We start from the raw sequence: 23,208 nt of genomic DNA, 5'->3' as shown, positions 1-23,208 counted from the left end.
AGATATTTCATGAGCCATCCATTTGATCTGACCGGCAAGGTTGCCCTCGTCACCGGGGCCAATACCGGACTGGGGCAGGGCATTGCCCTTGCTCTCGCCGAAGCGGGTGCGGACATCGCCGCCGTGGGCATCGTGCCCGCCGATGAAACCGGTGAGAAGGTCAAGGCGCTGGGCCGCAAGTTCGTCAATATCGACGCGAATCTCGGCACTATTGAGCCCATTGAGCGCGTTGTGAAAACCGCAATTGACGAGCTGGGCGGCCTGCACATCCTCGTAAACAATGCGGGTTTGATCCGTCGTGCCGACGCAGTGGACTTCTCGGAGAAAGACTGGGACGACGTGATGAACGTCAACATCAAGGGCGCCTTCTTTATGGCGCAGGCGGTGGGCCGTCACTTCATCGCTCAGGGCTATGGTAAGATCATCAATATTGCCTCTATGCTCTCCTTTCAGGGGGGCATCCGCGTGCCGTCTTACACCGCGTCCAAGTCCGGTATCGCGGGTATTACCCGCCTCCTGGCCAACGAATGGGCCGGCAAGGGCATTACCGTGAACGCCATCGCGCCAGGCTATATGGCGACTGACAACACGGCTCAGCTGCGCGCTGATGCCGATCGGAACAAATCCATCCTCGACCGTATCCCGGCAGGCCGTTGGGGTGAGCCGTCTGATCTTGGTGGTGCGGCGGTCTTCCTCGCCGCGCCGGCGTCAGACTATGTCAATGGCGCCATCATCCCTGTCGATGGTGGCTGGCTGGCGCGTTAAGCCGGTCACGACCAACTATGTGAAGCCCCTCCTGCAAGAGCAGGAGGGGTTTTTGCGTCTGGTCCCGGCATATGCGCTTTTTTCGGGAGCGAAGGCCCGATTGCCAACTGATCACGGGCGCCAAGTGAACCACAACGGCTTGGGGTTCTGAGTGAGGGAGGAGGCGGGGGCGAAGTCGTGCTTAATGAACATTGACTGGATACGAGGTGTCCCTCCGCTGGTGAGAGTGCACAAAACTGCGAAGCGCTGAATGCTTTAAAGGCGGTGACGCAGGACCAAGGTGACGTAGACAAGGTGATTGCTATGGCTGACGCCGCGGCGTTTGACCGGTTCCAGTCGTGGTGGGTTTGTTTCGGAAAGGTCGTTGATCGGGCCCTATTGCGCTACGGCAATGACACGAAGAACCAGGCCTTGCCCTAACTGAAGCTAAGACCAGGTTCAGCGAAGACGTGATCTGGGGCGCGGACCTAGCGCAAGCCGTTGAGGCGGCCAAGATCAGGATCGGTGAAGAGATGCCTGCTGTCACCGGGAGGCATCTCTTCACCATCAAGGGCAAGGATCGGAAAGGGGCGGGCCTTAGAACTGGCGAAAGAGACGTGGTTGAGACACGCAATGTGTTGACGCCCCGCAAACTTGAGACACTGCGTGAAAAGTTCAGGGCATGCGTCCTTCAAGCCGCAGAAGCACTGGTCACAGCTGTACAAATCTTTGATGCCAAGGCACCACGCGTACAGCCGCGCCGGGAGATCAGTACGAGGCAGGTCAAGGTGACAGAGACCGCTTACGCGGATAATTGGGACAACGCGGCTGGAAATTTGGAAGTCGAAGACTGCAAAAGCTGCGGGGCCGGAGCATATTTCGAAGCCTGTTAAGTGCTTTCAACACGAAAAACCTTACAAATCACCGGCCCGCATCTTGATGCGTTCCAAGATGTCGGAAAAGCTTGGCCGGGCTTTATAATAGAGTGACCTGGTCCCCTCGTATGCTTTTTCATAGGCCTCAAAGGTTACGGGATCATCCAACAAGAACGCCGGGTTTTCTGTAATGTTTGGATTTTCCGAGCGAAAGCGGCGCAACTTATGGGTCATATAGTCAGCCGTGCCAATAAAGGCTTGCACCTTCGGTTCAGCCAACAGGCAATACACATCATAATAATGCCGCATAAAGTTCGCAGGAAACTCACCTGTCTCCTGTTGCTTACGGAATTTGGTCGAAATGGTCTGTAACTTTTCGACTAACGTGTAGCCGGGGTGGTAACACAATACACCCCGCGCCCGATTATCAATTATAGAGACCTTCCCGACGGCATATTGATAGGCCCAGGATGTAATGTCTATCGGCAGGTTAGGCGTTACATCATCAAAGCCAACTTCCAGCAACACACCTTCCTTCAAATCTGAGTCGTCGCCAGTCCGTTCCGCATATTTCAGCCGGATGCCCCCGCTTCGGTATTTGGCATCATCAAATGCGGCATCGCGCTCAATGTGTACAATGCCGTCTATCTTTATGGTTCCGGCAAGCCAATCGTAAAAGCGCTTGCGGCTTTCGATCTGCGACGGCTTTTCCTGATTTCGCCCGCTGCTGACCAACATACCTGCCGGTGGGTCAATGCGAATATCGATGTCTTCCGAAAAACGGTTTATGATGCCAAAGCCTTTGGAAAGCGATGTGCCTCCTTTGAGCTCAAACGTCATAGGCATCTGCTGCAAGCCGTAAAGGCAATGCATAATCCAATAGTCTTTTTCCACCAACACCGGTGCGATTTGCTTGTCGTCAGCGACGATGCGCAGCAGATCGGCAAAGTCCTTGTGGTTGTGCAGATAATCAAGTGGCATAGGCTCTGCTTTCGCTTTCGAAAAGGCTTGCAAAGAACTTTTTGGTACGCACCGCCCCGTAGTCATGAACCGCTTTTTGCAATGCAGATTGATCTGTGCGTGTGGCCTGGTCTTTCACGCGCTCAAGTACCTGTGTTCGATTTTCGGCAAGTCTTCCGACATTGTTCACCAAGTCCACCAGTAGAAACTCCTTGGTGACCTCCTTGGGAAAATGCGGCTTTACCCGGAAATCGAACATGCGCCCGCCCAGTTTGAATTGCCCATGACGCTTATGGTTATAGACGACGGTCTCGTTATAAAGCTGCGTCGTCCCAACGCCTAAGGCATTGTAGGCATTCGGCGATGTCAGCAGGAAACGATCATCTTTCAGGAATGCTTCAACGAGGTTTTTATCCTCTGCAGGAGCCGCACCAAAAGCTGTCTTTCGAGGGTAATAATACACGCCGGCCGAAAGCTTGGTCAGCTCACCTGCCTCCACCAATTGCTTGAGGTGTCTGTCCACAGACATGGACCATTTCGCCACGTCTTCGCGCCGGTACACCTGGCCTGGTCGTAGATGTTTTTTGACTTCCTGAAGTTTCTTCATGCCGTACCTCACGGGGAGGCTAGTGGAAAGGCGCGAGAAATGCAAGATATTTCATTGAAAAATCATGCAATTGTTAACCGGAAGGTCATATTAAGTATCTGTATTTGTGATTAATTTTTTGAATTTTGGGGGCGCTGAATTAACGCGAATCTTCATCATTGGTTCAGTGAATGTCGAGCACTGCCGTAAGGACTGCGCAGTCGATTTGAAAAGCGGGGCGTAGCGCCACCGAGTGCGTTTCGAGCCGCCGCTCCCCAATTCGCGCGTAGGCGTTTAGGGCTTCCGGTGCGACAAGCGGTGAAGTGGCGGTCACAGATTTTTATCCAAGACGCGTCCCATAACCTCGCCGCCAGGTATCAGATAGCGGGGTATCAGCTCACGCTCGCCGGAAAGTCATTTGTTCAACGTATCCGGACTGATTTTGTCTTGTTCAGCCAACTGGGCGCGGCTCACTTCAAATGGCTTCACTGCGTACTATTTATCGTCAACGATAAGTCTACCAGATAGCCTATGAAATTTCTGCGTATTTATCGTTGGCGATAAATTGTCTTGACTTCGTGGTATGGACGGTCCGAGTTATCGCTCATGATTAAAGGAATCAAGGCATGACGCCATCAACGGACATCCATCCCTTGCCGGTGCAACTGGGTCACGCCTTAAGGGCGCTGCGCCTGTCCAAAAAACTTAAGTTGGAAGAGTTGTCGCGCTTGTCTGGTTTAGGCATTGCCACCTTGTCACATCTCGAAAACGGAAATCGCGACCCCAAACTGTCCACCATCACACGCGTCCTGACAGCTCTCCGCAGCGATCTTTATGAACTGGTGGCGTCGGTCTCTGCTCATAACGAAAAGCCGACGCCGCCCGATGCTTCGCCATATGATTTGGATCTGTGAGGGTCGTGTCCCACTAGGGGTAACCGGGCAAAAGCCGAGTGCGAGGCTCGCGGCTATTGGTTGTCTTAATGCCGCCTGGCGCTAAATGTTTGTAGTTCAAATAAAGACTATGCAGTGTAAAGGCGCAATTGTCCCTCAGTGCGTTTTTGGCGCGGGGGCAAGTAATCGTCGAATGTGGCGTTGTCTATTATGTAATAATGGTAAATAAAAATTAACTACTATTTCAAACGTGCAGTTTTAAGTGCTTAAGTTGGCCCGATTTTTGAAGCAAAGGAATATGCGCAAAATTTGGGAGTAGATCTAATTATGATGTGGATCAGCCAGAGCCTGACTAAATTCATTGGAGACAGGCAGGGAAACACTCTAATCATATTCGGTCTGTGCGCTGTAATTCTTGTCGGGGCCGCCGGCGGTGCTGTCGATATGATGCGCTATTTTGACACAAGTTCCCGGCTTCAAGATGCGACGGATGCGGCGGTTCTGAAGGCAACGCAGAAAATCGAGGTATCTGAAGCGGCGGCGAAGACTGCCGCCGCAATGGCGTTTGAAATGAATTTGAGCGACCACCCGGAGCTTCAGACGGCCTCTCACACCTTTGCCATCGAGACGAGCGATAATGCCAAGGTTGTGCACTATACAAGCGAAATCACGCAGCGTCCCTACTTCCTGCAGCTACTGGGGCTTGGCGAGCAGACAATACGTGTCGCCTCGTCTGCCCAATCTGAGTCCGATCCTTTTGAGCTTCTGTTTGTCCTTGATACGACCGGGTCAATGGCGTCGAACAATAAGATGACTTACCTTAAAACGAGTGTGTCATCCGTTTTGAGCTCACTGATTTCGACGTACGGTGACGGCAATGAGGACGTTAAGGTCGGCGTGGTCGCCTTTAACACCCAAGTGCGCCTGCCGGCCTCAACAAGCTACAGCTTTGTTGATTATACCCAGTGTTACCTACGCACTTCGGTAAACTATTACGCCTGTCGCACGGTGTGGAGAGCCTATGAGGCTCTTTGCGACCAAGTCGGCAGCACGATCTGCGCGACAGCCACCAGTAAAGCCTTCTACCGCGTCTATACCAGTGGCGGTGTGACCTATTATGCGGCAAGCCTGATGGGTTACGCCAAGAGTGGAAGCAAATACACCCTCTACACCTACAATCTAACGACCACGGTAAATGCATCCACGCTTGTTATGTCCACGGTTTCAAGCGGACTAACCACCTCCACCGGAACATCGGTTGCCTATAGTCCAAGCGGCTACACGGCCTTCAGTTCGAGCTACTTTTCAAGCCTCGCGACCAGCAGTTGGGGCGGATGTCTGACTGACCGCAATCAATCCTTTGACGTGTCGGTCGCGCCCTATGCGACGGACGTGGTCGACAGCAACTATATCGCCGCCAGTTGCTCCACCACTGCGCTGGCAAAGGTGCTCGACCTGACGAGTGACTTTACGAGCGTAAACACCTATCTCAGCAGTCTATCCCCTGGTGGCAATACCAATATCACGCTCGGCGTACAGTTTGGCATGGAGATGCTCTCTCCGGCTGAGCCCTACACCAAGGCCACAGCGTTTGGCGATACCGATGTAAAGAAGTACATGATCATCGTCACCGATGGCGCTAATACGCAAAATCGCTGGAGCACATCGAATAGTGCGATCAATGCCCGCACGGCCCTGGCCTGTACGGCAGCGAAAGCCCAGGGCATTACACTGTTCGTGGTGCGCGTAGAGGATGGCGATAGCAGTCTGTTGGAGGCCTGCGCCAGTCAGTCGAGCTATTATTACGACCTGAGCCAGGCTTCTGATCTGACGAAGACAATGCAAGACATCTTCGCCACGATCAACAAACTGAGGCTGATCGAATAGGGCGGCGTCATTGCCGTGTTGAAGATGCCCTCTGATGTTCCGCTTAGGAGTCTGGGTTTCTCTGTGAAATCTGAGGGAAGGTCACGCTTAAGGGGCTGGCCGGGGGCGGTCACGCCGTTGGTAAGCCACAGGTGCGTCCCGGGGGGTGTTTTTGAACCCAAACACAGGTCAATGCGACAGTGCCTAAGTCTTTCAGAGGTGCGGTCAAATGAACGGCATCCTCAAGGAATTCAAACGATTGCGCTAAAGGGAAGGCGTAAAGCGGCCGGGTTTGAACCAGATTCGACTTGTGTCGGGACGCATTCTCCGCAATATCTATTTCAAATATAATTAATATGAGCGCGAGAGCTTGACGCGATCACGACGCCCGGACAGGCGTTTCGTTCAATACACTCTCTGGAGGATGAAGAGGGTTTCCTCGACCGATGCTCATTGATCAACAGGGAGGTCGATTGTGACTGCATTTAAGGCCAACAAACGTGAATTCCTCAAAGTCTCCGGCGCGGGCGTTGCCCTGGCGCTGAGCGCCCACGCGCCTCAATCGCGTGCGCAGGCAAAAGCGGCGACAGATGTTCACTCACAAGTGGTCTCTGAAGGCTGGCAATTTCGGCAGGCGGGTGCAACCAAATGGCTATCGGCCACCGTGCCAGGGACCGTCCACACAGACCTTTTAGATAACAAGCGGATTGACGACCCCTTCTATCGGACCAACGAACGCAATCAGCAATGGATCGATAAGCTCGACTGGGAGTACCGCACGACCATCAACATCGACGCGCAGACTTTGTCGCATAACCATGTCGAGCTGCATTTCGACGGCCTTGACACCTATGCCGATGTCTATGTGAACAACGTGCTGGTTCTAAGCGCCGATAACATGTTTCTGGAATGGACGATCGATGTCAAAGAACATGTTCGGGTAGGGGACAACGCGCTTCGGATCTATTTCCACTCCCCGATCCGCAAAGGCCTGGCCGCCTTAGAAGACCATGGTTATTTGCTGCCCTCGCCAAATGATCAAAGTGAGAACGGCGGGATGGGCGACAAGCGTGTCGGTATGTTCACCCGCAAGGCCGGCTATCACTACGGTTGGGACTGGGGGCCGCGTTTTGTCACATCTGGAATCTGGCGGCCGGTGAAGCTTCGTGCCTGGAGTGGCGTGCAGATTACGGACTTGCACATCATCCAGGACAGTCTGACCGATAAGGTCGCAAAACTTCGCGGCGTCTTTGAAGTAGAGGCCGACCGGCCAGGCCCCGCCCTCATTGAAATTTCGAGCCCAACGCACAAAGCCATTCAGGTGCGTACTGAAGTCGAGTTGCGCGCAGGCGTAAACCGCCTTGAGGCAAGCTTCGAGATCAAAAATCCGAAACGCTGGTGGACGAATGGTCTTGGCGAAGCCTTTCTTTATACCCTGAGCGGACGCGTTGTGACGCCATCGGGCGTGAAAGATGAGCGGGTCGTCAAAACGGGTCTGCGCACAGTGCGGATTGTACAAGAGCCTGATGCGCAGGGAACCAGCTTTTACGTCGAACTGAACGGCGTGCCCGTATTTATGAAGGGCGCCAACTATATCCCTAACGACAGCTTTTTGCCCCGCGTCACAAAGGCGGTCTACGACAAGGTCGTTACCTCCGCTCTCGACACACACATGAACATGCTTCGGGTCTGGGGTGGCGGCGTTTACGAGGACCCTTACTTCTATGAACTGTGCGATCAAAAAGGCATCCTTGTCTGGCAAGACTTTATGTTCGCCTGCGCCATGTATCCCGGCGACGAAGCCTTCTTAGAGAATGTCCGCAAAGAGGCCGTCCACAATGTGAAACGCCTGCGCAATCACGCGTGTATTGCGTTGTGGTGTGGAAACAATGAGATCGATGTGGCCTGGCAACACGATGTGCCCAATGGCGGCTGGGGATGGAAGCCTAATTACACCCCTGACCAGCAAAAAGCGCTTACTCGGGCCTATGATGCCATATTCCATGAGGTTCTGGCACAAGCCGTAGCCACACATGATCCCAAATGCTTTTACTGGCCTTCGTCACCCATTGCGTCCTGGGACGGCAAGACAGGTGTCGTCCATTCCGATGTGAAGGCGCAAAAGCAGGCGGGAGACATCCATTACTGGGACGTTTGGTGGGGGCAAAAGCCGTTCTCGGAATATCGGACGGCTGTTGGACGCTTCATGAGTGAGTATGGCTTCCAGTCCTTCCCGGAATTCCGGACGGTACAAGCCTACACAGTCCCCGAAGATCACGACATTTTCTCCGAGGTCATGAAGGCCCATCAGCGCTCATCCATAGGTAACGGGACCATCCGAAACTATATGGAACGCGACTACAAGATCCCTAAGGATTTCCAGCAGTTCCTTTATGTCGGCCAAGTTCTGCAAGCCGAAGGCATCAAGGTGGCCATGGAGACCCATCGCGTGCGTATGCCCTATTGTATGGGATCGCTCTTTTGGCAAATCAACGACTGCTGGCCGGTCGCCTCCTGGTCCAGCATCGACTACTTTGGTCGCTGGAAGGCTCAGCAGTACTATGCCCGACGGGCCTTCGCCCCCGTGCTCGTGTCGCCTGTCCTCAACGGTGATAAGGTGGATATCTCCGTTGTGAGCGACCGGCTGACGGATACGAACGCCACCTTATCTGTTCGGGTTATGGACTTTTCGGGGAAGGTTGCGACCTCGCATACGCAGGAGATCCGCCTTAAGGCAAACCAAAGCGGCGTGGTGTTCAGCGCCGCAGTAAGCGCGTTGTTGGGTGGGCTTGCCCCGGACGGTGCCCTCTTATCTGTAAAGTTGAAACGAGGAAAAGACGTTCTTTCTGAGAATGTGCTTTACTTCCAGCCGGTCAAAAATCTCACCCTGCCTGAGCCACAGATCGCGCTCAAAGTTAAGGCTTTGGGAGGCGGAGAACTTGCCGTCGGACTGACGTCACCCGTCCTTGTAAAAGATCTCTATCTTTATCTTGCAACGCACGACGCGCGCCTTAGCGACAACTACTTCGACCTCTTGCCCGGGGAGACGGCCTATGTACGCGTTAAGCCACAGTCTACCCTTACCGCCGCGGATTTGGAGGGGGACCTCAAGCTGATGCATATGGCGCAAGTGCGTTCGGCATAGGTCGCGCCCAGGCTGTTGAAGCCCCATGGACTATAGGTCTTGGGGCGCAATCTATAGTTATGTTTGCGTCCTCGACGACCACTAAAAAGCGCTTACCCAAAGACCTGGAAATGGCGCCCCCAAGCTTCTGCAGCGCCGCTGCAAGAGCGACCCAAAACGGCAGGAAGCCAGTATCGATTTTAGGGGCGGGGCCAACCGACCGGATCGGCGTTTTGACCGAATGAATGCGCAATGCGCTCAATTCAAAACAACGCGTCCGGAATCTGCGTTAAGTCCCGTCTGAGGCTCAGAAGGCCTTCAAAACGGTACGGCTGGCTTAAAGCTGCGCATTTGCAGACGGCTTTTCGGCCGCCTGTCAGACCTGAACGTCTAAGCGTTGACCGGGATAAGGCCAGCACAACGCTTAGACGAGGCCAGGAAACCTATCGCCTCTTCATCAAAGAGGCGTCTCAATAGCTTAGCCCACAATGCCTTTGATGTAAGCCTTGATCTCTTCGTCCTGCGCATTCGCAAAGAAATATTCCGAGAACTTTTCACCGGCAACGGCGGCCTTCAGCAGATCCTGATCAACCGTCTTTAAAACCGTCAGCATATCCTTGCACGAGGCGGCTTTGAGGTCCTTCAGGATGCCGCGATTCTTGGCCATGATCTGCGCGCGTTCCTTCGGATAGCCGAGGCCGCGCTCACCGTCGAACAGCTTACGATAGACGTCTTGGAGGTTCAGTTCAGCCGCCCAGCCAAAGCCCTTGGCATAGGGCATGGAAATGGCGTTGCCGTCATTGATCTGACCGAACAGGAAGGCGTCAGTCGGGTCGATAACGAGACCGCAGAAGACGCCCGGCATAGAGTTGCAGGCCAGCATGGCGCCCATGCCGGTGCCACAGCCGGTGACGACGAAATCGGCCGCCTTCGAGTTCAGGAGAATGCCAGCCAGAAGGCCGTTCATCACGTAGGTCAGCGACGCCTGGCCGTCGGCGCTGTACATGCCATAGTTGAAAACCGTGTGGCCCAGCGGCTCAGCGACCGTCTTCAGGGCGTCGAAAATGATGCCGTTCTTGGCGGCCTGGCTGTTTTCGTTGATCAGAGCGATTTTCATAAAAGTCTTCCTGCGTGTTTTTGCGTGAATATGCGCGTGGATGCTTCAATAGCGGGCTAAGCGGGGGACAGCAAGCCGCGAAGCGGCGCAAGGGTCCGAAAACCGTTTGCACGTCGCTGTGCGCTACCTATCCTGAGACAGCCCCTTATCATAGCCGGAATCTTTGCCCCGTGTGCATAATCACCGTTGAAAATGACACCGGTTTCCCCTACACATGAAGCCAATCAAGAATAATCAGATCAAAAGTGGGGAAACGTGTCGGTTGACAGTGTCAGACTTACGGATGTGCGCAAGACCTTTAATGGCCATGAGGTCATCAAGGGCGTCTCGCTAGAGGTCAAAAAGGGCGAGCTGGTGGTCTTTGTCGGGCCGTCGGGCTGCGGGAAATCGACCCTGCTGCGCCTGATTGCGGGCCTTGAAACCCCGACCTCAGGCCAGATCGATATTGCAGGCCGCGATGTCACCTACGCTCACCCGTCAAAGCGCGGCGTGGCTATGGTGTTTCAGTCCTACGCCCTCTATCCGCACATGACGGTGTACGACAATATCGCCTTTGCCCTCAAGATTCAGGGCCTGCCCAAGGCCGAAATCGAGCATAAGGTCAATGCGGCGGCCGAAACGCTGCAACTGACGCATCTTTTGAAGCGCCGCCCCAAGGCCCTGTCTGGCGGGCAGCGTCAGCGCGTCGCCATCGGTCGCGCCATCGTGCGTGAGCCCGATGTCTTCCTGTTCGACGAGCCGCTCTCTAATCTCGATGCGGCGCTGCGCGGACAGATGCGCGTCGAAATCGCGCGCCTGCACACCAAGCTTAACGCGACCTCTGTCTACGTGACCCACGATCAGGTCGAGGCTATGACACTGGCCGACAAGATTGTCGTGCTGAATGCCGGGCGCATCGAACAGGTAGGCTCGCCGCTTGATCTCTATCGCAAACCGGCCAACCTCTTCGTCGCGGGCTTTATCGGGTCGCCGCGCATGAACACGATCAAGGCGCGCGTGCGCGAAGTGTTGCCCGACGCCATCGGGCTCGACCTGCCTCAGACCGCTCTGTCTGTGCCGCGCGTCGGTGCACAGGTCGCGGCAGGGGCCAATGTGACGTTCGGCGTGCGCCCGGAAAACCTGCATCTGGCCTCCACAGATGAAGAGACGCACCTCAGTGGCTATGTCATCCTGATCGAGCGTCTCGGCGGCGAAACCTTTGCCTATGTGACGCTGAAAGACGGCGAGGGCGAGCCGCTCATTATGAAGCTCGACGGTGAGGCGGCGCTTTATAATCATCAGGAAGTGCGTCTGAAAATCGACCTCAACCGTGCCCATCTGTTCGCTGAGGACGGTCAGGCCATAGGTGTGTCGCCGGATTTCGCTGATAAGACAGACGAGTCCGTCCATGTATAGCAATAAGTGGATTGGCAGCCTCTACGTCACCCCCTTTGTGATCGGCTTTTTGCTGTTCACAGCGTTCCCGTTTGTGGCCTCCTTCGTGCTCAGCCTGACCGATGCGCGCCTTCAGGATCAGCTGGGGGCAGCCAATTTCGTCGGCCTGTCCAATTATACGGAGATGGCTGCGGACTCGACCTTCCGCCAGTCGCTGGGCGTGACCTTTGCCTACGTTTTCATCACCGTGCCACTTAAACTGGCCTTTGCCCTCTTCATCGCCGTGGTGCTGAATTTCAAGCTGAAAGGCATCGGTCTGTTCCGCACAGCCTTTTATCTGCCCTCAATTCTTGGCGGCAGTGTCGCCATTGCGGTGGTGTGGCGCTTTGTCTTTGCGGGTGATGGCCTGCTCAATCAGGCGCTGGCCGGTATCGGCATTGGTGGCGTTAACTGGCTCGGAGAGCCCTCCACAGCGATGTTCTCGATTGTGTTGTTGCGCCTTTGGCAGTTCGGCTCGGCGATGGTTGTGTTTCTGGCCGGCCTGAAAGCCATCCCCGAAGACCTCTACGAGGCCGCTGATCTTGATGGCGCGTCGCGCCTCAAACAGTTTTTCATGATCACCCTGCCGCTGCTGACACCGGTGCTGTTTTTCAACTTCATCATGCAGATCGTGCAAGCCTTTCAGGAGTTCAACGGCCCCTACATCATCACCGCTGGCGGGCCGCTCAAATCGAGCTATCTCTTGCCGCTGATGATCTACGAAGAGGCGTTCAAGTACTTCAATCTGGGCTATTCCTCGGCCCTGTCCTGGGTGCTGTTTATCATCATCGCCGTCTTCACCGCGGTGGCCTTCTGGTCGCAAAAGCACTGGGTGTTCTATGCGCAGGACCGCGATGATAAGGGAGGACACTGAGATGGCGTCTTCGCTCAATCCAGCTGATCACGGCTGGCGTAAACATCTGCCGGTGATCAACGCCTTCGTACGTTACGGCCTGCTGATTCTGGTGGGCTTCCTGATGATCTATCCGCTGTTGTGGATGATCGGCGGGGCGTTTAAAAACAACGCTGAAATCTTCTCTTCCGTGGGCTTTATTCCCAAAAATCCGACTACGGACGGTTTTGTAAGCGGCTGGAAGACCTCAACCGAATATACGTTTGCCACCTACCTTCTCAATACGATGAAGATCGTGGTGCCGAAGGTGATCGTAACGGTCATTTCTTCGGTCATCGTCGCCTATGGTTTCGCGCGCTTTGCCATCCCCGGTCGCAAGTGGCTGTTCGCCCTTCTGATGGCCACGGTCCTGCTGCCCAAATCGGTCCTTTTGATCCCGCAATATCTGATGTTCCGCGAATTCGGCTGGCTCGATACCTATCTGCCCCTTTATGCGCCGCAGGCTTTTGCGACCGAAGGCTTCTTCGTCTTCATGATCATCCAGTTTATGCGCTCCCTGCCGCTCGATATGGAAGAGGCGGCGGTGATGGATGGCTGCAACTCGTTTCAGGTTCTGACCCTGATCGTCTGTCCTGTCATTCTGCCCGCCATTATTTCGGTCGCGCTGTTTCAGTTCATGTGGTCGATGAACGACTTCCTTCAGCCGTTGATCTACCTGTCATCGGTCGAAAAATACCCGGTGGCGCTGGCGCTCAAAATGTCGATCGATGTCACCGAAGCCACCTCGTGGAACGAGATCCTGGCCATGTCCACCATCGCGCTCGCGCCCTCTCTGATCCTCTTCTTCCTGGCGCAGAAATACTTCGTTGAAGGCGTCACCTCTGGCGCAGTGAAGGGGTAGGGCGATGGACGCTTATAGACTTCACCGCCGGTTCGTCCTCATAGGCGCTTCAGCCGCCGCGCTCAGTGCCTGCTCGAAGCCGCGCCCGGCCCCTTCAACCGGGCGAGAGTTGCGCATGAGTTGGTGGGGCGGATCTTCGGCCCATAAGGCGACGCTTGAGGCACTGCGCCTGTTTGAGGAAAAGCACGGCATTCGTGTGCGTGGCGAATATACGGGCTTCGCCGGCCACCTGGAGCGTCTGACAACGCAGATCGCCGGGGGCACGGCGCCTGACGTCATGCAGATTAACTGGTACTGGCAGACCTTGTTTTCGCGTGACGGAACGGGCTTCTATGACCTGAAAAAGCTAACGGACAAGCTCGATCTCAGCCAGTTTGATGCGCGCACGCTCGGTATGGGCACCAATAAGGGGGTGCTGAACGCCGTTGCCGTGTCCAATGCCGCGCGCCTGTTTTATCTCAACCAGACCACCTATCAGAAGGCGGGACTGAGCCTGCCTAAGACCTGGGAGGAACTGTTCGCACGCGGACCGCAGTTCCGCGAAAAACTGGGCAATGGCTATTATCCGCTCGATGGCCTGTTTTTAGAGTTCATCGCACTCGCCCGCACCTATGTCGTGCAGGGCACGGGTAAGCCGCTGATCAATGCCGAGACAAAATCGCTCAACTGTACACGGGCCGACATGTACGACTTTGCGGGCCTTTACGCGCGCATGACGCGCGAGCACGTCTGGCCTAGCGCGCAGGTGCGCGCCTCATATGGCAATGTCGCGCAACAGGAGATGCGGCCGTGGATTAACGGCCAGTTCGCCGGTACCTTCCAGTGGAACAGTTCAATCGATAAATATAGCGACACGCTTTCCGGAAAACAGACACTCGCACTGGCCCCCTATCTTCTGAGGCCGGGCGCCAAGGATGCGGGGATGATGTATCGTCCGGCCATGATGCTCGCGGTCAACGCCAAAACGGCGTTCCCGGACGAAGCGGCTCTGCTCATCGAGTTCCTGCTCAATGACCCCGACGGTATCCGCGCCATGGGGTTGAAACGCGGTGTGCCGGTCTCCAGAGCGGCGCGCACCCTGCTCGACAAAGAAGGGCTTATCACGCCCATCCAGCAACAGAGCGAGGCGCAGCTCGCAACGGCGCAGATTAATGTCGTTGAAAGCCCATGGTTCGAACATCCGCGCGTGCGAGACGGCTTTCAGGACATATTGGAGGCCTTAGGCTATGGCCGCTTAAGCGAACGCGAGGCCGGCGACCGTCTCTATGACGACATCAACGCCATCTTGCACCGCGTCGTGCGATGACGGATTTGCGCTGTCTGGCTGTCCTGCCGACGGCCCTGAGCTTTGAGGTCGATGATGGCTCGATCTGGGCCGCGGATACCCCGCGAGACGTGTGGGTAGATGGGGCGCTGGTGCTGCGGACAGACCGGAACGTCTTTTCGCTTTATGATTTGCATCCGGACACACAATACGAGGTTCGCGTCGGGGCCGACGCGTTGGTGGTGAGGACTGCCGCCTGCAAGGCCTTAGTCGATCCGCGTGCCTTCGGAGCCAAGGGGGATGGCGTCAGCGACGATACGGCGGCGCTTCAGGCCGCACTCATGGCCTGCCCGCCGGGTGGTCTTGTGCGACTGGAGGCCGGGCGCTACCTGAGCGCGCCGCTGTTCCTCAAAAGCGATATGGCCGTCGAACTGTGCGAAGGCGCGCACATTTTGGGTCACCGCGATATTACGAAATGGCCGGTATTACCGGGCGTACTGCCCGATGCTGAGGGCGTGAAGCACACCTGCCTTGGAAGCTGGGAAGGGGAGGCCGATGCCTGCCACGCCGGCCTCTTCAACCTGTTATTTGCGCAAAATGTGCAGATTTATGGACGTGGTGTGATGGACGCCCAGGCGGGATTTGACACCTGGTGGGAAAGGCCCAAGGCGCGGTTTATCGGATGGCGTCCCCGCCTGATCTTTATGGTCGAATGCGAACAGGTCATACTGCAGGGTATGACCCTGAAAAACAGCCCGTCGTGGACGGTCCACCCGCTGTTCTCGCGCGGTCTGACCTTTGTCGACCTGCGCATCGAGGCACCGGCTGACAGCCCCAACACGGACGGTCTCAATCCGGAAAGCAGCACCGACATCGTCATCAGCGGTGTCGATTTTGCCGTGGGCGACGACTGCATCGCGCTGAAATCGGGCAAGATCAGCATGGCGCGCCGCAGCGTGCGCCCGACCCGGCGGGTCCGCATTTCCAATTGCCGCATGAAGGACGGTCACGGGGCCGTGGTCATCGGCTCGGAGATGGCTTGCGGTGTTTACGATATATCGGTACAGACGTGTCTGTTTATAAACACCGATCGCGGTATCCGCTTAAAAACACGGCGCGGCCGTGGGCGTGAGGCGGTAATCCGAGGCCTGAATTGCCGCCATATCCGCATGGAAGGCGTTGGCTCGGCCTTCGTGATCAACAGCTTCTACTGGTGCGATCCGGACGGCAAGACCGATGAAGTGGCCGACCGCAACCCGCGCCCGGTCGACGAGGGCACGCCCTCAATAGGCGATATCAGGCTGAGCCACATCGACGCCATCGGTGTGCGTCACGCGGGCCTCTACGTTCTGGGCCTGCCGGAGCAGCCCGTGGACGGCCTGACGCTCGATCATATCCGTCTGCGCTTTGACCCGCAGGCTAAGCCCGGTGAACCGGACATGGCTGCTTCGATTGCGCCGGTCGCGCGTCTGGGCGGCCTGATTGCCAATGTCAGACATTTTCGCACAAACGCTCTGGACATAGACGGCCAGAGCGGCGAAACCCTCACACTGGAAAACGTCACATGCTCGACCTGAAACACAATATCCCTGTCGATGTCGCCGCGGCATTAACGCAGCGCGCATTCGATCTGTTGCCGCAAACGACGACCGCTCTGGCGCGCTTTGGTGACGCCGTGCCCGCCTTTATCAGCGGTTATTTCCGCACCTGGGAACCCTATCGCCCACACTGGAACTACGAAGACGGCGTCGTGTGGAAAGGGGCGCTTGACCTCTATCAGGTGACGAAAGACCCTGTGTTTCTGGACTATATTCTGGGTGAGATGCAAACCCGCGTTCTGCCCGACGGCTCTATGCCAACCTTCCATCCGCAGGAATACAATATCGACAACGTCAATGGCGGGAAGATCCTCTTTCCGCTCTACGCCATAACCGGCGAAGGCCGTTTTCGCACCGCCATGGACGTGCAGTTTGCGCAGCTCAAAGACCATCCGCGTACGCAGTCCGGCAACTACTGGCACAAGCAGATTTATCCGCATCAGGTGTGGCTGGACGGCCTGTTTATGGCCCAGCCATTCCAGACCGAATACGCCCGCATTACGCAGGACGAAGCCCTGTTTGCCGATACTGTGGCCCAGTTCCGCTTTGTCGATCACACCCTGCAAAGAGACAATGGCCTCTACGCGCATGGGTGGGACGAAAGCCGGACCGAGCGCTGGGCGGACAAACAGACCGGTCTGTCTCAAAATGTCTGGGGCCGGGCCATGGGCTGGTGGATCGGGGCGCTGGTCGATGTCTATGAGGCGTCGGAAGGGTTTAGCCCGTCGTTACGCGCCGATATTGCCGATATCACTCGCCGCACGCTTGAGGCCCTGCTCAAATTCCGTTCAGATAACGGCCTGTGGTATCAGGTCGTTGATCAGGGCCAGCGTGACGGCAATTACGAAGAAGCCTCAGCCTCATTGATGGTTGCCTACGGCCTGATGAAGGCGGCGCGTCTTAGCATCGTCTCCGAAACCATGGGCCGCACGGGCGTCGAGTCGCTAAAAGCGGTCTGCGCGCGCTTTGTGACGCCGTCGGCGCTCAATGGTGTGTGCGGCGTAGCCGGGCTTGGCAATGTGCCCTATCGCGACGGCTCCTACGCCTACTACCTCTCCGAAAAAATCACCCCCAATGATCCCAAGGGTGTGGGGGCCCTCATGTGGGCCCTGTCCGAAGGGATGCGCACAAAGGATAGCCTATGAGCCTGAAAGAGATTGCCCAGAACTTCGTCTCCGCCCGTCGCGCCGCGCGCGCCCTCAGCGACTATCCAGGGCAGATCCCGGCGGTGCTTACGGACTCCTACGCCATTCAGGAAGAGGCGATCAGGCTGTGGGACCGCCCGGTCATCGGCTGGAAGATCGGCCGCCTGGCGCCGGAGCGTCAGGCCGAACACGGCACCGAGCGTCTGGCCGGCCCCATCTTTGAGACCCTGTTCAAGCCCTCCGAAGGTGAGGTCGAGATCCCGGTTTTTGAAAATGGCTTCGCGGCGGTCGAGGCGGAGTTTGTCTTCCGCATCGGCGTTGATGCTGAACCGGGCAAGACCGACTATACCGAGGCCGAGGCCCTGTGTCTGATCGACGCACTGTTTGCCGGTGTCGAGATGGCCGGCTCCCCCTTGCCGACGATCAACAAGCTTGGGCCAACCGTCGTCGCGTCTGATTTCGGCAATAATTTCGGCCTCATTCTGGGGGCGCAACTGGCGGCCTTTGATGCCTCAAGCACGGTCGAGAGTTTAAGCGAAGACGTGGTCAAGGGGTATGCGGCCACCACCGAGATCGACGGACAGGTGGTGGGCGAAGGCGGCCTGTTCACCATGCCCGGCGGTCCGCTGAAGGCCATCGGCTGGCTGGCCGGACATCTGGCGGCGCGTGGCCGACCGCTTACAAAAGGCCAGTTGATCTCATCGGGCGCGACGACCGGCATCCACGACATCCTGCCCGAGCAGTCGTCGGTCGTGACCTACTCAGGTGCGCACCACGCGACGACGCAGATTCGCCTGAAGACCGTCACCCTGACCGAGACGCGCCCTGAACTCGGCTGACACCAGGGGTCATTGAAACTGACGGTTGGCGTTCCGCCCAAAGATTTCCCATGTCGCTGATTGATAGGGAAACTCTTTGTCTCCTACGGTCTGATGCGGTCAGCCTTTTCGATCCCAGGGATAAAAAGGCGTGATCAATTTACAACGGTGGTGGCCCGAAGAGGCCGCCACCTTTTTCATTCAGCCTTTGTTAAAGGGCCGCGCCGACTATGGGCACAAAAGCGCCGTCAGAGCGCTCCATCAGAGGGAGTGAACCTATGGCAGATTTGTCACCCTTTTAATCAACCTGAACGAAGGCGCTTGTCTTTTGTACGCGCTTATGTCTAGCTGAAACCACTGACACCGGTTACCATGTGTGCTTGACACCGGTATCATGTCGAATTTCAATAATGCCCGAAAACGGGCTCCATAGCCCGCGTATCGCGCCGTAAGAGCGTGCACCGGGTTGAACGGGGAGTTACACTATGAAAACCAAGTCCAACCACAGCCGTACTGCGTCCGCAATCGCCCGCTATGGCGTATCCGTTCTGGCGCTGGCCGCCACGGGTGCCATGGCTCAGGAAGCCGCGCCAGCGGCGACGGATGAAGTCGAAACCGTCGTCGTGACGGGTTTCCGCAACAGCCTTCAGACGGCGATCAACGAGAAAAAGCGTTCGACCGACATGGTCGACGTGATCAAGGCCGAAGACATCGGTCAGTTTCCTGACCTGAACCTCGCCGAATCCCTGCAACGCATTCCCGGCGTGTCGATTGACCGCGATGGCGGTGAAGGCAAGCAGATCACGGTTCGCGGCCTGAACTCAGAATTTTCGCGCACGCGCATCAACGGCCTTGAGGCGCTGGCCACTACGGGTTCCAAGGATTCGTCGGGCGGCACTAACCGCGGCCGTGGGTTTGACTTCAACGTCTTCGCCGCCGACCTCTTCAACTCGCTAACGGTGCGCAAGTCCATGTCGGCCGAGGTCGACGAGGGGTCTCTGGGTGCCACGGTCGATCTGCAAACGGCGCGTCCGTTCGACTATAAGGGCTTCACCATGGCCTCGTCTTTGCAGTTTGGCTATAATGATAAGTCCGGTAAGACCGAGCCGCGCGGCACCTTCATGATCTCCAATCGCTGGGCCGATGGCAAGCTCGGGGCCCTGTTGTCGGTGGCCTATGGCGAGCGTACCGTCGTCGAAGAAGGCGCTAACACCACCCGCTGGGAAAACGCATATTCGGCGTCGAACGTCGGACGCTTTGAAAGCTTCTCGACCGATGGCGGTAATACCTTCACCGCCATTGCTCCCTGTACAGCGAACGTCACCAATCGGAACTGTAACACCACGGAGACCAGCACGCAGAACCCGGCGCTCACCGGCGAAGCGCAAAAGATCAGCCGCGCTCTGCACCCGCGTATTCCGCGCTACAACCACTTTGAAACCCAGCAAAAGCGTCTGGGTGTCACCGGTGCGTTCCAGATGCGCCCGTTCGAAGGTACGCTGATTTCGCTGGACGGTATGTACGCCAAGTTCGGCGCCAACCGCGACGAGTGGGAAATCGAAGCCATTTCCTTCAGCCGCAATAATCAGGGCCTGCCCCGCACGGACATCTATAACTACACGATAGACGATAAGGGTACGATCACTAAAGCCTCGTTCAACGACGTCGATATTCGATCGGAACATCGCTTCGACGAACTGACCACGACCTTCACCCAGGGTAACCTGACCTGGGATCAGAACTGGGGCGAACGCTTCTCGACCAAGCTGATGATTGGCTCTTCGAAGTCGGTGCAGGATACGCCGGAGCAAACCACCTTCACGCTCGAATCCTATAATGTTGATGGATATTCCTACGACTTCACGGATATGACGGCGCCGAAGTTCAACTATGGCTCGAATAATGGTTGTACGCCGGATCAGGCCTGCTACTGGACCTATTCGTCCAGCACAGCAAGCGGCGATGCCTCGCTGATCCGTCTGCGCCCACAGCAGGTGACCAACAAATTCACCACCACTCGACTGGATGCCAAGTTTGATCTCACCGATACTGTGACGATCAAGGCGGGCGTTTCGACTAAGAAGTATAACTTCAACTCAATTGAGTTCGGGCGTTATACGTCCAGCCCGCTTACGCGTGACGAAAACGCCGCCGGCGCGATCGTGACGGAGATCAACAGCAACATCGCCAAATACAGCCAGACGGTTTCGGTCGCGGGTAACACCTATCTGATCCCGAATCTTGATCTGATCCGCTCAACCTTCAACTACGACTGTAACTGCACCAATAGTTGGGGCACCTTTACCACCAACTCGACCAATTCGTCGTCGCGCACCAATAACCGCGTGGCCAGCGAAACCGATAATGGCTGGTTCCTGCAAGCTGACTTCAGTGGTGAGATCGCGGGGCTGCCATATCGCGGTAACATCGGTACGCGTCAGGTTGAAACCAATCTGGTGGCAACGGGTGTCGTCGGCACGGCGTCAGGCTTCACGGTGACCACCGTTGAACGGTCGTACAAGGACGATCTGCCCTCGTTCAACCTCATGATCCAGCCGGTGCCGAGCGTCTATCTGCGCTTTGCCGCAGCCAAAACCATGGCGCGTCCGACGCTTCTGTCGATCATTCCGGGCGGCGGTTCGGTGAGTACAACGGCCAAGACCATCACCACGGGCAACCCGGCGCTCGACCCGGTACGTGCCAATACGCTCGACTTCTCGGCCGAGTGGTACGTCGATAAGGACACGCTGTTTACGGTCGCCCTGTTCAAGAAGGACATCAAGTCCTACATCCAGCAACGCCAGACCTCGGGCAAGCTGTCAGACTACGGTTATGATCCGGCTGACTTCAACGAAGCGGCAGACGCCGTTTACACGATCACCACCCCTGTCAACACGCCGGGCGGTGAGCTGAAAGGCTACGAAATCTCGCTGCAGAAGCCCTTCCACTTCCTGCCGGGCTTCCTGCGCCACACGGGCGGTATCATCAACTACACCAATGTCGAGTCGCAGATTGACTACTACACATCAGCAACTGCCACCACGACGACGCGCGCCAACCTGCTGGGCCTGTCGCCCAAGGCGTGGAACGTCACAGCCTACTACGAAGACGACAAGCTGTCGGGTCGTATCGCCTTCGCCTATCGCGACGGCTACTTGTCGCAGCTCAATCCGGGCTCGTCGGCCGACTTCTGGGGTAAGAACGAAACCTTCAATATCGACGCTCAGGTCACCTATCAGATCAACAAGAACCTGACCTTTATCCTCGAAGGCATCAACCTGACCAACGAAGCCGATGACCGCTTCATCGCCTATAACACCGTGCAGGGCAACACCGCACAGGATCTCCTTTACGACTACTCGAAGTCGGGTCGTCAATACTATCTGGGCGTCCGCTACAAGTATTAAGGTGATTGAGAGTTCGTAAGCGTAAGCGTTCAACAGCCTTCTGACTGAGAGGCGTCGGGTCACCGGCGCCTCTTTTTTTGTGAAGGCGCAACCCCGTGCCTTTTCCGTGAGGCCAATCCCAAAAAGCGCTTCACATGGATCGGGTTGCGCTCTAAACCCTTCCCTACAAACAAAAAGCCAACGGAATGCTGCCATGACTAAAGCCTTTACCTGTTTCGGGGAACTGCTGATCCGCCTGTCCACCGCCGGCCGTGATCCGCTCTACACCCTGCCGGAACTGACCCCCTATGTGGGCGGGGCGGAGGCCAATGTGGCGGTCGGTCTGGCGCGGCTGGGTCACGCCACGCGCATGATCAGCGTGGTGCCGGACAATGATCTGGGGCAGGCAGCTGTGGGGCAGTTGCGTTATTTCGGCGTCGATGCCAGCCGGGTGAGCACGGCTTCGGGCCGCATGGGGCTCTATTTCCTGACGACCGGCGGCATCCATCGTCCGTCGGACATCCTCTATGACCGCGCCGGTTCGGCCTTTGCCACGGCAGACTTTTCGGCCTTCGACTGGGCGCAGTTGCTCGACGGCTCTGAGTGGCTGCATGTCTCCGGCGTCACTGCGGCGCTGGGGCTCAACGCCTTTCAGGGCGCGCTCAAGGCCATGCAGGTGGCGCGCACGCTCGGTATCAAGGTCTCGTTTGACTGCAATTATCGCCCCAAGCTGTGGGAAGCCTGGGGCGGCGATGCGCCCAGCCTGATCCCGCAACTGATGGCGCAGGCCGATCTGATTTTCGGCGGCTACCGCGACATCGAACTGGTGTTTAAGACCACCTTTGCCGGTGAGGCGGGCAGCCATCAGCGCAGCCGCGCTGCCGCCGATCACGCCTTCAGCGCCTTTTTGGACTTAAAGCGCCTGATCTGCACACGCCGCGAACAGATCAACGTCGATCACAACCGCCTGGCCGGGCTGATGTACACCCGCAGCGAGACGCTGGAGACTGAGACGTACGATATTGCGCGTATTATCGATCGCATCGGCGGTGGGGATGCCTTCGCCGCTGGCGTCCTACACGGTATCCTGAGTGGTAAGTCGGATCAGGAGGCGCTGAATTACGGCATTGCCGGGGGCTGCCTGAAACACGCCATGCCAGGCGATTTTGCGCTGGCCACCGTGGCGGAACTGGAGGCCTTCCTCAGTGATGACGGCTTCGACGTCAAGCGCTGATGCGATAGCCGCTTGATTGTGGGCGGGTGGCTTCGGCCACCGCCGCAATCAGTTGATCCGGATCAAAGGGTTTCAGCACCACCTGTGTGACGCCTAAGCTGCGCCACTGTGCGCGATGATCATCCATTCCTGTCACGGCAATCACAGGCGTATCTTTATTTGGCCCGTCCGATTGCCGCAGCAATGCCGTGGTCTGAAGTCCGTCCAGACCGGGCATAACCATGTCCATCAGGATGACCTCGAAACGTTCAACGCTAGCGAGGTCGAGTGCCTGAGCCCCATCCACGGCCATGACGGCGCGCCAGCCGAGCGGCTGCAAAAACAGCGATGCCAGACGGCGATTGATCTCATGATCATCGACGATAAGGAGGGTGCGGGAGGCGGTGTCAGACATGATTTGTGTACGGAAAATATAAAACTTTCCGTACACT

Annotated in this window: 18 protein-coding genes; 14 read left to right on the top strand and 4 right to left on the bottom strand. The window is 56.7% G+C overall.

The genetic code is table 11. The features are described 5' to 3' along the window. The first annotated feature begins 9 nt into the window (after window positions 1–9). The gene (gene kduD / locus ASTEX_RS10580; RefSeq protein ID WP_013479618.1) at window positions 10–765 is read left to right on the top strand and encodes a 2-dehydro-3-deoxy-D-gluconate 5-dehydrogenase KduD; all 756 of its coding nucleotides are present in this window, start codon (window positions 10–12) and stop codon (window positions 763–765) included. Between the two features lie 512 nt (window positions 766–1,277). Then, the gene (locus ASTEX_RS10575) at window positions 1,278–1,637 is read left to right on the top strand and encodes a hypothetical protein (protein WP_144004647.1); all 360 of its coding nucleotides are present in this window, start codon (window positions 1,278–1,280) and stop codon (window positions 1,635–1,637) included. A gap of 21 nt (window positions 1,638–1,658) precedes the next feature. Here the strand turns inward: ASTEX_RS10575 and ASTEX_RS10570 are convergent, their stop codons facing one another. Together ASTEX_RS10570 and ASTEX_RS10565 are read right to left on the bottom strand one after the other, a co-directional pair. Further along, window positions 1,659–2,600: a nucleotidyl transferase AbiEii/AbiGii toxin family protein gene (locus ASTEX_RS10570; RefSeq protein ID WP_013479616.1), complete on the bottom strand. Its 942-nt coding sequence runs from the start codon at window positions 2,598–2,600 to the stop codon at window positions 1,659–1,661. Then, window positions 2,590–3,186: a DUF6088 family protein gene (locus tag ASTEX_RS10565; protein ID WP_013479615.1), complete on the bottom strand. Its 597-nt coding sequence runs from the start codon at window positions 3,184–3,186 to the stop codon at window positions 2,590–2,592. The genes ASTEX_RS10570 and ASTEX_RS10565 overlap by 11 nt, the downstream gene beginning before the upstream one ends. A 605-nt stretch (window positions 3,187–3,791) precedes the next feature. Here ASTEX_RS10565 and ASTEX_RS10555 point away from each other — a divergent pair. From ASTEX_RS10555 to ASTEX_RS10545, 3 genes are all read left to right on the top strand, one after another. After that, window positions 3,792–4,079: a helix-turn-helix domain-containing protein gene (locus ASTEX_RS10555; RefSeq protein ID WP_013479614.1), complete on the top strand. Its 288-nt coding sequence runs from the start codon at window positions 3,792–3,794 to the stop codon at window positions 4,077–4,079. 306 nt (window positions 4,080–4,385) lie between these two features. Continuing rightward, entirely contained in the window at window positions 4,386–5,945 is a 1,560-nt protein-coding gene (locus tag ASTEX_RS10550) for a vWA domain-containing protein (protein WP_013479613.1), read from the top strand. A 454-nt stretch (window positions 5,946–6,399) separates the two neighbouring features. Beyond that, the gene (locus tag ASTEX_RS10545; RefSeq protein ID WP_013479612.1) at window positions 6,400–9,069 is read left to right on the top strand and encodes a beta-mannosidase; all 2,670 of its coding nucleotides are present in this window, start codon (window positions 6,400–6,402) and stop codon (window positions 9,067–9,069) included. A 457-nt stretch (window positions 9,070–9,526) separates the two neighbouring features. On the opposite strand, the gene ASTEX_RS10540 is transcribed toward ASTEX_RS10545, so the two are convergent. Beyond that, complete coding sequence (locus ASTEX_RS10540) at window positions 9,527–10,165, bottom strand: RpiB/LacA/LacB family sugar-phosphate isomerase (RefSeq protein WP_013479611.1); 639 nt, start codon at window positions 10,163–10,165, stop codon at window positions 9,527–9,529. 255 nt (window positions 10,166–10,420) lie between these two features. Between ASTEX_RS10540 and ASTEX_RS10535 the strand changes: the two genes are divergently transcribed. The 9 genes from ASTEX_RS10535 (at window position 10,421) to ASTEX_RS10495 (ending at window position 22,777) form a co-directional block, all read left to right on the top strand. Continuing rightward, the gene (locus tag ASTEX_RS10535) at window positions 10,421–11,560 is read left to right on the top strand and encodes an ABC transporter ATP-binding protein (RefSeq protein WP_013479610.1); all 1,140 of its coding nucleotides are present in this window, start codon (window positions 10,421–10,423) and stop codon (window positions 11,558–11,560) included. Next, on the top strand, window positions 11,553–12,452 hold the full coding sequence (locus tag ASTEX_RS10530) for a carbohydrate ABC transporter permease (protein ID WP_013479609.1): 900 nt from the start codon (window positions 11,553–11,555) through the stop codon (window positions 12,450–12,452). Before ASTEX_RS10535 ends, ASTEX_RS10530 begins: the two co-directional genes overlap by 8 nt. 1 nt (window position 12,453) lies before the next feature. Further along, window positions 12,454–13,332: a carbohydrate ABC transporter permease gene (locus ASTEX_RS10525; protein ID WP_013479608.1), complete on the top strand. Its 879-nt coding sequence runs from the start codon at window positions 12,454–12,456 to the stop codon at window positions 13,330–13,332. Between the two features lie 4 nt (window positions 13,333–13,336). Further along, window positions 13,337–14,638 carry an ABC transporter substrate-binding protein gene (locus tag ASTEX_RS10520; protein ID WP_013479607.1) on the top strand — a complete coding sequence of 434 codons (1,302 nt, stop codon included), beginning with the start codon at window positions 13,337–13,339 and terminating at the stop codon, window positions 14,636–14,638. After that, window positions 14,635–16,173, top strand: a complete 1,539-nt coding sequence (locus ASTEX_RS10515; protein ID WP_013479606.1) for a glycoside hydrolase family 28 protein — start codon at window positions 14,635–14,637, stop codon at window positions 16,171–16,173. The genes ASTEX_RS10520 and ASTEX_RS10515 overlap by 4 nt, the downstream gene beginning before the upstream one ends. Further along, window positions 16,161–17,339 carry a glycoside hydrolase family 88/105 protein gene (locus ASTEX_RS10510; protein WP_013479605.1) on the top strand — a complete coding sequence of 393 codons (1,179 nt, stop codon included), beginning with the start codon at window positions 16,161–16,163 and terminating at the stop codon, window positions 17,337–17,339. Before ASTEX_RS10515 ends, ASTEX_RS10510 begins: the two co-directional genes overlap by 13 nt. Next, window positions 17,336–18,178 carry a 2-keto-4-pentenoate hydratase gene (locus tag ASTEX_RS10505; RefSeq protein ID WP_013479604.1) on the top strand — a complete coding sequence of 281 codons (843 nt, stop codon included), beginning with the start codon at window positions 17,336–17,338 and terminating at the stop codon, window positions 18,176–18,178. Before ASTEX_RS10510 ends, ASTEX_RS10505 begins: the two co-directional genes overlap by 4 nt. 464 nt (window positions 18,179–18,642) lie before the next feature. Next, on the top strand, window positions 18,643–21,564 hold the full coding sequence (locus tag ASTEX_RS10500; RefSeq protein WP_013479603.1) for a TonB-dependent receptor: 2,922 nt from the start codon (window positions 18,643–18,645) through the stop codon (window positions 21,562–21,564). Between the two features lie 193 nt (window positions 21,565–21,757). Then, the gene (locus ASTEX_RS10495; RefSeq protein ID WP_013479602.1) at window positions 21,758–22,777 is read left to right on the top strand and encodes a sugar kinase; all 1,020 of its coding nucleotides are present in this window, start codon (window positions 21,758–21,760) and stop codon (window positions 22,775–22,777) included. Here the strand turns inward: ASTEX_RS10495 and ASTEX_RS10490 are convergent. Further along, window positions 22,767–23,171 carry a response regulator gene (locus ASTEX_RS10490; protein WP_013479601.1) on the bottom strand — a complete coding sequence of 135 codons (405 nt, stop codon included), beginning with the start codon at window positions 23,169–23,171 and terminating at the stop codon, window positions 22,767–22,769. The two genes, ASTEX_RS10495 and ASTEX_RS10490, sit on opposite strands and share 11 nt — an antisense overlap. Window positions 23,172–23,208 lie beyond the last annotated feature (37 nt).

The sequence above is a fragment of the Asticcacaulis excentricus CB 48 genome (assembly GCF_000175215.2).
GTDB lineage: Bacteria > Pseudomonadota > Alphaproteobacteria > Caulobacterales > Caulobacteraceae > Asticcacaulis > Asticcacaulis excentricus.
Note: the sequence above shows the minus strand (reverse complement) of the source record. Positions and strands in the feature narration are given on the sequence as shown.

Bases quoted from the DNA above. Each gene is read 5' to 3' on its own strand.
- ASTEX_RS10555 (WP_013479614.1), top strand. From the start codon at position 3,792: ATGACGCCATCAACGGACATCCATCCCTTGCCGGTGCAACTGGGTCAC.
- ASTEX_RS10490 (WP_013479601.1), bottom strand. From the start codon at position 23,171: ATGTCTGACACCGCCTCCCGCACCCTCCTTATCGTCGATGATCATGAG.
- ASTEX_RS10565 (WP_013479615.1), bottom strand. From the start codon at position 3,186: ATGAAGAAACTTCAGGAAGTCAAAAAACATCTACGACCAGGCCAGGTG.
- ASTEX_RS10505 (WP_013479604.1), top strand. From the start codon at position 17,336: ATGAGCCTGAAAGAGATTGCCCAGAACTTCGTCTCCGCCCGTCGCGCC.
- ASTEX_RS10500 (WP_013479603.1), top strand. From the start codon at position 18,643: ATGAAAACCAAGTCCAACCACAGCCGTACTGCGTCCGCAATCGCCCGC.
- ASTEX_RS10530 (WP_013479609.1), top strand. From the start codon at position 11,553: ATGTATAGCAATAAGTGGATTGGCAGCCTCTACGTCACCCCCTTTGTG.
- ASTEX_RS10520 (WP_013479607.1), top strand. From the start codon at position 13,337: ATGGACGCTTATAGACTTCACCGCCGGTTCGTCCTCATAGGCGCTTCA.
- ASTEX_RS10525 (WP_013479608.1), top strand. From the start codon at position 12,454: ATGGCGTCTTCGCTCAATCCAGCTGATCACGGCTGGCGTAAACATCTG.
- ASTEX_RS10550 (WP_013479613.1), top strand. From the start codon at position 4,386: ATGATGTGGATCAGCCAGAGCCTGACTAAATTCATTGGAGACAGGCAG.
- ASTEX_RS10510 (WP_013479605.1), top strand. From the start codon at position 16,161: ATGCTCGACCTGAAACACAATATCCCTGTCGATGTCGCCGCGGCATTA.
- ASTEX_RS10570 (WP_013479616.1), bottom strand. From the start codon at position 2,600: ATGCCACTTGATTATCTGCACAACCACAAGGACTTTGCCGATCTGCTG.
- ASTEX_RS10495 (WP_013479602.1), top strand. From the start codon at position 21,758: ATGACTAAAGCCTTTACCTGTTTCGGGGAACTGCTGATCCGCCTGTCC.
- ASTEX_RS10540 (WP_013479611.1), bottom strand. From the start codon at position 10,165: ATGAAAATCGCTCTGATCAACGAAAACAGCCAGGCCGCCAAGAACGGC.
- kduD (WP_013479618.1), top strand. From the start codon at position 10: ATGAGCCATCCATTTGATCTGACCGGCAAGGTTGCCCTCGTCACCGGG.
- ASTEX_RS10575 (WP_144004647.1), top strand. From the start codon at position 1,278: ATGCCTGCTGTCACCGGGAGGCATCTCTTCACCATCAAGGGCAAGGAT.
- ASTEX_RS10515 (WP_013479606.1), top strand. From the start codon at position 14,635: ATGACGGATTTGCGCTGTCTGGCTGTCCTGCCGACGGCCCTGAGCTTT.